Origin of the sequence: Bacillus sp. FSL K6-3149, assembly GCF_038630515.1 — a bacterium.
GTDB classification, from domain to species: Bacteria; Bacillota; Bacilli; order Bacillales; family Bacillaceae; genus Bacillus; species Bacillus pumilus.
Genome location: NZ_CP152034.1, coordinates 1325510 through 1336261, shown reverse-complemented (window position 1 = coordinate 1336261; position 10752 = coordinate 1325510). Strand labels below are relative to the sequence as shown.

1 protein-coding gene is annotated in these 10752 nt (G+C 45.4%); it reads right to left on the bottom strand.

Going from position 1 to position 10752, the window contains the following annotated elements; all coding sequences use genetic code 11:
• Positions 1–12: 12 nt before the first annotated feature.
• Positions 13–10719, bottom strand: coding sequence for an amino acid adenylation domain-containing protein (locus MHB83_RS06930; RefSeq protein WP_342496753.1), 10707 nt, complete (start codon positions 10717–10719; stop codon positions 13–15).
• Between the last annotated feature and the right edge of the window lie 33 nt (positions 10720–10752).

Sequence of the window (10752 nt, the reverse complement as noted above, 5' to 3'; positions counted from 1 at the left end):
CTCTTCGTTTGCTTAAAATATATCCATTAGCTTTTCAAGTTCATCCATCGTGAGATCTTCATCCCCTACATCACTAGGTGTCATCTGGGTTTCCTCCTGTGATACGCAATGTGAGATCAGCGCCTTCACATTCTTTTCAAGAAGGTCCTTGAATTGTTCCATCGTACGTTCTTCAAATTCAAGATGATGATAAGAAATCGTCACATGGAGCATGGCTTGTTCGACGAAACCAACAATATCAATTGCATGAGGTTTCTCTGATTCAGGACTCAGCGATTGTCCTGGATGCCACGTTGAGCGGCTTAACTCACCGCTGATCTGTTCATCAAACTGACCAAGATAGTTAAAGCTGATATGTGGCGCGAGCTCAAATGAGATATCGTCCTTCATCTTGTCAGGGGTTAAATATTTTAATATGCCATAGCCGACTCCCTTGTTCGGGATGTGCCTGAGTTCCTCTTTTAAATGCTTGATCTGATAAGAAAGATCGTCTGCATGCGACATATCCAGTAACACAGGATACATACTTGTAAACCAGCCAATCGTCCGTGATACATTGACCGCAGGGAGGATGTTCTCTCTTCCGTGTCCTTCAAGATGAATAAAGTGTCTGTCTTCACCAGTCCACTCTTTCATGGACAATCCGAGTGCTGTCAGCAAAATATCATTGATGTCTGTTTGATATGCTTCATGTACATCTGTCAGCAGACTGCGCGTTTCCTCCTCAGACAATGTAAAACGAATGGTCTGTGTATGAAGCATCCGCTGATCCTCCGTCACATGATCCTTTTGAAGCGGTGTAACAGAATGCGCAAGTACCTTTTTCCAATAAGCTCTTTCCGACAGCAACTCATCTGACATCGCGTATTCCGTCAGCTTCTGGGCATATTCTTGGAAAGAGTGTGTTTTTTCAGGAAGTGTCAGGATTTCCCCGCGCTTCGACTGTTCATAAAGAGCCATAAAATCTTCAAGGAAAATACGCCATGACACACCATCGATGACAAGATGATGTACAGCGAGCAGTAAATGATCCCCTTGATCCGTTCGGAAAATGGCTGGCTTTACTAAAGGTCCTTCCGCTAGCGATATACTCGCCTGCACTTCATTTGCCAGGTTTTCTACCTGCTGGATTTGCTGCGACAGTTCCCCTTGTACTTCTACCACATCAACAGCCACCAAATTTTCTTCGATTTTTCGATGACGCTGGATTACGCGTCCTTCTTCAAGCGGATACACCATTCGCAAGGCATCATGATGGATCATGAGCTGCTCCAACACTTGCTGAACGATGGTTTCATCCAAGCCATTTGGCGCTTGGAGCATAACTGATTGGTTCCAATGGTGCTGACTCGTAAAGTTTCGTTCGAAGAACCAGCGCTGAATCGGTGTGAAAATGACTTCCCCTTCGACAGGTGATTGGTCGGCTGTCAGTTGATCAGCTTCTTCGATATATGGGCGCAGCTCCGCAATCGTTGGATACTGGAATAATAGCTTCATATCAAGCTTCCAGCCCGCTTGTGTGAGCCTGCTTGCCATTTGAATGCCTTTAATCGAATCTCCGCCAAGGAAGAAGAAGTGATCGTGAATGCCGACTTGGCTGACGCCAAGCACGTCTTCCCAAATGCCGCATAGAAGCGTTTCGACTTCGTCTCTTGGCGCTTCGTATGCTGTTTGGTTCGCTTCTCTATCAGGTGCTGGCAATGCTTTCAGATCGACCTTGCCATTTGCCGTCATCGGCAGTTGGTCAAGCTTAATGATCCATGAAGGCACCATATAGTCTGGCAACGTTCGTGTTAGACTTTCTTTTAGGTCGGTCGTTTCTTCATCTGTGATGACGTAAGCGGCAAGGGCATCCTGTTCGCTGGCATCTTTGACCGTTGTCACGACTGCTTCTTTGACTGAATTCAGTTCAAGAAGCTGAGCTTCAATTTCTGACAGCTCAATCCGGAAGCCGCGGATGTTGACCTGATGGTCTTTTCTGCCGAGATAGATCAGCTCACCATCCTCCGTCCATTTCACTAAATCGCCTGTCAGGTACATGCGCTCACCTGGATAAAATGGATCTGGGACAAAGCTTTTCTCTGTTTCCTCTGGAAGATTCCAGTACCCTCTTGCCAGTCCTTTTCCTGCGATCACAAGCTCACCCGGTACGCCTGGCGGCGAGAGATCATATAACGAACCCATAATGTAAAAACGAGTATTGGCAATCGCTGTTCCGATCGGAAGCGTGCCTTGATCTGGCTCGATGATCCCGCTTGTCGCTACGACTGTGTTTTCAGTTGGACCGTAGTTATTCACGAGTTGATATGGAACAGGCTTTACCTGTTTCAGCTTGTCTCCTCCTGTTAGTAAGTAACGCAAGGAGTGATTGTCCATCGACATAAACTGCTCGCATAGCTGAGTCGGCAGGAATGCAATGGTGATATTTTCGTCATTGAAATACGCATTGAGCTTGATCATATCGAGACGAATCGCTTCATCAATGATGTGCAGCTCTGCGCCGGCGATCCATGTCGGGAACATTTCCCAAATGGAAGCATCAAAGCCAAAGCCGGCATATTTAGCGGTTCGATCCGCATTGGTCACTTGGAAAGCATCATTGTGCCAGAACGCAAGATTCACAAGGGACTGGTGCTCAACCATGACACCCTTCGGCTGTCCTGTTGTTCCAGACGTGTAAATCATATAAGCGAGATCAGTTGGTTTGACATAAACATGAATGTCTTGTGCTTCGCTTTCTACCGCATCTTCTATCAATAGGACATGACCTGTGAAGGAAGTTGGTGCAGTTAATCCTTTTTGCATGAGAAGCACCTCTGCCCCGCAGTCTTCCAGCATGTAGGCAATACGCTGATCCGGATAATCCGCATCAATTGGAACGAATGCCGCACCTGCCTTGAGAACGCCAAGGACAGCTGCCGTCATGTCAAGGGACGGACGAGTGAGAATGCCGACGCGGTCACCTCGTGTTATGCCGTTTGAAATGAGTCTTGAAGCGACTGTATTCGCCCGGCTGTTCAGCTCTTCATACGTCCAGCTCGTTCCGCAGAAGGTCGCCGCTTTTTGATGAGGTGCTTCAAATGCCTTAGCCTCGATCAGTTCATAAACCGTTTGATCTGACGGAACGTCTAGGACAGGACCTGACCATTCGTTGAACATTTTTTGCTGCTGCTTCGGTGATAATAGCTGCATTTGATCTAGCGATTGTTCTGGCGCTGATACCATTTGTTCCAATAAATGAAGGAAAAACTCCTTCCATTTTTCAATCGACGACTGTTGAAAGATAGAAGAATTAAAATCGAACACAAGCTCAATGTGATCAGCCGATTCGTTTCCAGTTAAGGTCAAATCAAATTTGGCGATATTCTCTTCGAATGGCTCCGGAACAATATGAAGTCCATCCATCGTTAAATTACGGATATCCGCATTTTCCATCGAGAACACCACATCAAAGATTGGATGACGGCTAGTGTCTCGAACCGCTTGTACTCGGTCTACCAATTCTTCAAATGGGTACAACTGATGCTCATTTGCCTCTAACACAAGCTGATGAACATTTGACGCAAATTCTGCGGCTGTCAGATGTCCTGCTGGCTTTGTTCTAAGTGCCAGCGTGTTCACAAACATACCAATGACAGATTGAATATCAGGATGAGTTCTGCCTACAATCGGCGAACCGATGATGATATCTTCTTGTCTCGAAAGCTTGCTTAAAAGGGTACTGTAGCAAGTGAGCAGCACTGTATACGTCGTACTGTTGAGTGCTCTGACCAGCTCATCCAATTTCGCTTTAAGCGGCCCATTGATTGTAAATGAGACACGATCTCCTGCGAATGTTTGCACTTTTGGTCTTGGCAAATCTTCTGGGAGTGCCAGTACAGGCAGTTCTCCTTCTAATTGCTCCAGCCAAAACGCCTCTTCAGCTCTTTTTTGTGCAGCAAACGTCTCGCTTTTTGACCAAACCGCATAATCCTTATATTGAACAGGTAATTCCTCTAGTTTGTCTCCTCGATACAAGGCTGAAAGCTCTTCAATTAAAATGCCCACAGATGCACCATCTGAAATGATATGATGCATATCAATCAGTAAATAATGGACATTTACGGAAGCAGAAACTAGACCTGCTCTGAGTAGAGGCGCCTTTTCTATATCAAAAGGACGGATAAAATCATTCATCAATTCCTGTATGTCTCTTCCGTTCCCTTCGATTGTCTCAATGTCTACGGAGATGTTTGGTTCAATCCGTTGAACAGGTTCATTCTGAACAAAATCAAAGCTCGTTCGGAATGCTTCATGACGATGGACAAGCTGTTCAATCGCTTTTTTAAATCGTTTTTCATCAAAAGCACCTTCTAGCTTTAAAGCAGCCGGCATATGATAGCTTTGCTCCGCATCGGTCATTTTCTCCAATACAAACAGTCTTTTCTGAGCAGATGTCACTGGATAATAGGCCGCTTCTTCTGCGATCTCCACTCGCTTGATCTCCGTTTGATCCGCTTGATCAACCGCCAAGGCAAACGCCTCTAATGTTGGTGATTCAAATAAAGACTTCAAAGTGAGCTCCACATGCATCTCTTCATACAGCTTGTTCAGCATTTTCATGCCGCGTAGCGAATGGCCGCCGCATTCAAAGAAATGATCGTTCCTGCCGATTCGCGGCACTTCAAGAACTTCCTCCCAAATCTGCGCTACGTGATGCTCTGTTTCGGTTTGAGGAGGGAAATACTCATTTATCCCCTGCTCACTTAGGTCAGGCACCGGCAACGCCCGCCTATCTACCTTGCCGTTATTCGTCAGCGGAAGCTCGTCTAATTGCATGAAGAATGACGGCATCATATACACAGGCAGTTCACGTCCTGCTTGCTCGCGCAAATCAGTTAATGAGACGGATCCTTCGGCTGTAAAATATGCACATAATGTGTCATTTGGGGCTGCAATGACGACGGCTTCCTTTAATTGCGGATGGCGCAGCAGCTGATGCTCAATTTCTCCAAGTTCAATACGCTGACCACGAATCTTCACTTGATGATCGATTCGTCCAATGAATTCAATCTCTCCATTTGACAGCCAGCGGGCAAGATCACCCGTTTTATACATGACCTCACCAGAGCGGAAAGGATTTTCCACGAATTTTTCACTTGTGAGTTTTGGCTGCCCATAATATCCTTTGACCAGTCCATCACCAGCGACACATAGCTCTCCTGCTACACCTGGCGGTTGCAGCTGTCCAAATTCATCTACAATATAAACAGCCGTTTGACTCACTGGCTTTCCGATTGGAATGGATAACGCCTGCTCCTCAATGTGATTCACTGGATAATACGTAGTGAAAATCGTACTTTCAGAAGGACCGTACATATGAACAAGCTTGCCTTCCCCTACCGTTTCAAGTGCAGTCATGACATGAGGTACGGAAGCACGTTCTCCGCCAAATAGAACTTTTCTGACGTTCTTCAGGCTGCCTTTTTTCATATCGATAAGTAAGTGAAAAAGAGCTGTCGTGATCATTAAAATACTGACTTTCTCCTTCTCAATCGCTCCAGAAAGCTCATTCATGTTTAAGATATGATCCTTTGGCAGAACAATCAGTTTCGCACCGTTTAATAAAGCACCAAACACATCGAACATAAAAGCATCAAATACATAGTTTGATAGGCTCATCACCGTGTCTTCATGATGAATGGCAAGATAATTTGATTGCTTCACTGTTCTCAAAATGTTCCGGTGTGTCACCATATTTCCTTTAGGTTTTCCAGTTGTACCAGATGTATAGGTCAAATTCGCCAAATCCTCTGGCAATACCCGAATGTCTATATTGCTGTCTGATTGCTGAACAATTCCACGATCTTCTGTTTCGATGATGGTTCCCTCGAAAGAAGCAAGCACCGAACGATGGCGCAGCACTTGATGTGTCAGTAAGAATTGCGCACCGCTGTCTGTTAAAAAGTGCTTCACGCGTTCATCAGGGAAATCAGGATCAATTGGTACATAGACGCCGCCCGCCTTAAGTACAGCTAGAACAGAGAGTACCATCTCATTAGACCGTTCAAAGAATAAGGCTGCTTTCATCCCTCTTTCAAACCCATGTTCACGTAAATAATGAGCCAGCTGATTCACACGGTCATTTAGTTCTTGGTAAGAAAGAATCACACCTCCACATTGGAGGGCAGACTTATGACCGTGCGCCTGCACCTGTGCTTCAAACTGCGTCACAATGGTTTCTTCTGACGGATAAGGCGTCGGTAACGGATTCCACAGATTCAGTTGAGCTTCTGCTTCTTGTTCAGACAGTAATCGATAAGATCGAATTGCCTCCTCCGGCGCTTGAACCATCTGCTTCAGCAAATACATATAATGATGAAGCATCTGCTCGGCTGTACTTCGTTTAAATAGCGCCGTACTGTAATCGAGGACAAAGGATAACCCTTGATCTGACTCCATCGCTTGCAGCGTTAAATCAAACTTTGCAATATGGAAATTGGTTTCTTCGATTTCAACTTGCATTTCTCCTATATGCTGGGCTGATTCATGATCTGGCATGAGTGTAAAAACGGTATCGAATAATGGATGACGGCTAAAATCCCTTGGCACATTCAGTTTTTCAAGCAGTCGTTCAAATGGATATTGCTGATGCTCAAATGCATGCATCGTCTTTTCCTTCACTTGCTCGATCAACTGCGACATGGTTTCATTCGGATCAACCTCGGACCGCAAAGCAAGTGTCTGGACAAACATGCCAATCATGTCATCCAAGTCTGCATGCACACGCCCCGCCGCCGGTGTTCCAACCACGAATTCCTTTTGACCCGTGTACTTCGCAAGCAATGTATAGTAAGCAGAAAGCAGAACCGTATACAGTGTCGTATGGTGTTTTGCCGCTAGCTCCTGTAATTGCCGCTTTAACGTTTCATTGATTTCTTTGATCACACGATCCCCTGCAAACGACTGGACCGCTGGGCGCTGATAATCGGTCAGCAGCTGTAAAGCAGGAAGATCACCCGAAAATTCCTGCAGCCAGAATGCTTCTTCTTTTTGAAAATCTTGTTGTTCTTGCCAAACAGCATAGTCCTGATATTGAAGCTTCAATGGGTCTTTGACCGATCCCTCGTAAGCATCTGACAGCTCACGCAGCATCAAATCAATCGAAAGACCATCTGAAATCAGGTGATGCATATCGAAAAAGAGCAGGTGCTCCTGATCATCTAATGACTTCAGGCCAATGCGAAGAAGTGGTGCACACCCAAGGTCAAAGGGTCTGACAAATTGCTGCATATTTTCTTCCATCGTACCGCCTGTTAGCTGCTCTATTTGAAAAGGCACGGATGGAGCTACCCGTTGACGCGGAACACCTTTCAACGTATGAAAAGACGTACGCAGCATATCATGACGTGTGATGAGTTTTTCAAAGGCTTCCGTCAGCTTCTCTTGCTGCAGTGTTCCTTTTAACCTCACAACAGCTGGCATATGGTATGCAGTGCTTTGCTCTAATTGACTCACCATATAAACGCGCTGCTGTGGAGGTGACAATGGGTAATGGTCTAAGGCAGGTGCTTTAGCTATCACCGTTTCAGAAGATGTTTCCGCTTGCTCAATGTAGGCAGCCAAAGCGGCAATGGTCTGCTGTTCAAATAAAACGGACAGCGGCACCTCCACCTGAAAATCTCGCTGCACATGTGTGAGTACAGTCATTGCTTTCAGTGAATGCCCCCCTCGTTCGAAGAAGGAATCATATATACCAATCTTCTCTTGACCAAGAATTTCTTCCCACAAACGTACAAGCTTCGTTTCGAGACCGTTTCTAGGCGCAGCATAAACAGCTTGAACGGCTTTATCTCCTTTTAGGGCAGCAAGTGCACGACGATCAACTTTGCCGCTGACTGTGAGTGGAAATGCATCGAGCTCTTTGAAATAGAGCGGCATCATGTAAGCTGGTAGCTGATGTTTGATAGCGGCTTGAAGTATGTCAACTGACACATTTTCATGACGAGCTTGATAGTAAGCACTTAACGCCTTTTCCCCGTCCGCTTCTTCGACAACAAGTACGACAGCTTGATCCACTCCATCTACCTGCTCCATCACTGCTTCAATTTCGCCTGTTTCTATGCGGTAACCCCTTATTTTCACTTGATCATCCATTCTGCCAAGATAATCAATTGTGCCATCCGGAAGCCATCTGACTAGATCCCCTGTTCGATACATCCGCTCATCTGGAGAAAATGGATCTGCCGTAAATACTTTCTCCGTCAATTCAGGCTGATTCACATAGCCTCGTCCAACACCTATCCCTGCAACGCACAGTTCTCCAGCAGCCCCCTGTACCTGTAATTGATCATGGTCATTTAAAATGTAAAGACGGTGATGACCGAGCGGCTTTCCGATCGACACATAACGCTGCTGTTCAGAGGATTCGCGCAGCTCACTTAGTTCTAGGCGATGAACCGCCGCATCGACACACGTCTCAGTCGGACCATACACATTCCACAAAGTAAAATCAGGCTCACTCATCCGAACCGCTTCGATAAGAGAATATGCTGCTTTCGCAGGCAATGCTTCTCCCCCAACTAACATATGCCTCAAGGACAGCCCATCTAATTCCGCTGCAAGTAAAAGCTGCACATGCGCCGGTGTTCCGTCCGCTGCCTCAATTTGATGTTTTTTATAATAAGCCGCTAATTGAACACCATTTCTCGTTGTTTCTCGCGGGATGGTATGAAGCGTATGCCCAAATAATAGCGCAGCAAAGATTTGTTTCACCGATGCATCAAAATGGAATGGTGCAAGAAGCGCCATTTGAAGCTCACTCGCCTCTTCATAAATCTCATGATGCAAGGCATGGACCAAATGATGCAGCTGAAAATGCTCAATCATGACGCCCTTCGGCTTTCCAGTCGTCCCCGATGTATAAATCATATAAGCCAAATCCTCTGGTACCGACTGATCTACAAGCTGAGGCAGCAGTTCATCATCTAATGCGATTTGCTGCTGCACGACCATTTTTTCCGAGAGGGCACGGTATGTTGAAACGAACGATTCCTCAGTTAACACAATGGAAGCACCAGAATCCTCCACAATATATTTAATACGCTCCTCAGGTAATGCCGGATCAATCGGTACATACGCCCCGCCAGCCTTTAATATGCCGAAGATCGACACCATAGCCTCTGCCTTCCGATCCATTAAGACAGCAACAGGCACATCACGCGAGACACCTTTCATTTGTAAAAAACGCGCCAGCTTTTCTGCCTTTTGAAACAGTTCTCCATAAGTAAATGCTCCATTTTCTGCTACAACAGCTGTTCGCTTTGCATACTTATTGGCTGTCTCATCAAACAGATGGTGAACCGGCTTTTCAGCTGGCTTTTCAAAAGGTTTTCTCTCAGATAATTGAAGCAGTTCCTTTTGTTCATCTGGTGGAAGTAAAGGGAGTTTGCCGATCAGCTGGTCAGGCTGGGAGACTGCCGCTTCTAGTATGATTAAGAATCGATCAAACATCTTACTGATTTCTTCTTCGGTGAATACATCTGTACGGTAGTCCAAATCAATGGTCAATGTATCAGTATCCCAGCGGTCCTTTACATGAATGGAAATATCATTCATTCCGCTCCCGCTAAAGATCGGTTCAGTAATGAAAGACAGATTCTCTTTTTTCTGCCACTGCATGACCTGGTATTCTAAAGAAATATCAAAAAGGCGTCCTGTAAACCCTTCTCTTTCTCGCAAATCATTCATGAGGAGATTGTAAGGGTACTTTTGGTGACGCAAGATCTTCATTTGATCCGCCATGACCTGTTTGACAAAATCAAGAAATGTTTGCGACCCCTGAACAGATGCACGCATCGGAATCGTGGAAACAAACATACCAATCATCTTTTTTTCTTTGGCGTTTGTTCGGTTGCCCATAAAGGTTCCAAGAACAACATCCCCCATGCCGCTAAAACGATGTAAATATACATAAACAGTGGACATAAACATCGAGAGCATACTGACTTTCTGCTCCTCACAAAACGCACGAAGTTTCTCCTTCAAAGAATCTGGAATATCCCCTGAAAATCGCTCCGCATGTAAACTCATCTCGTATCCCTTATGCGGTTTTAATGAAGCGAAATCTGGAATATTGGCAAATTGCTCATTCCAAAAAGCTTGGTCTTTTTGAAATCGTTTAGAAGTTTCATAGCTTTGCTCACTCATGATGTGGTCAACGAAGGAAATCTCCTCAACCGGTGAGATGTCTACCCCCTGCAGCATGTCCTGGTATAAGTCGATGATGCGATTTCCCATTAAGATAATGGAGATGCCATCCGCCACAATATGATGTGCTTTACAAAACAGCCAGCACTCTTGATCACTGATTTGAAAGACCGTAAATTCAATCAAGGGACTGTCAATCAACGGCATCGGCTCACGGATTTGCTCATTCGCCCAAGCCCTCACTTTTTCTTCACTCCAGCCCTTTTCCATGCGAATCGGCTGTTCTTCATAAGGCTTGATATATTGAACAGGCTCCTCCTGCTCATGTCGATACACCAGCCTCAACCGAAGGGAGTCAGTTTGGCGAATGTACGCTTGAAGCACGTCAACGACCAAAGATGGATCTAAACCTGATACCGATCTCAATCTGGCGAATCCACCCAAATTAGAAATACTTGTACCTGGATAAAATCTTTCCGTGTAGAATACTCGCTTTTGCGCATGTGTTAAGGGGTAATAAACTGTATTCATTTTCATCCTCCGCCTCTTCTATGTTTTCTCCAC

Excerpts from the sequence above, each read along its gene's own strand:
- MHB83_RS06930 (WP_342496753.1), bottom strand. The coding sequence starts at position 10,719 with ATGAATACAGTTTATTACCCCTTAACACATGCGCAAAAGCGAGTATTC.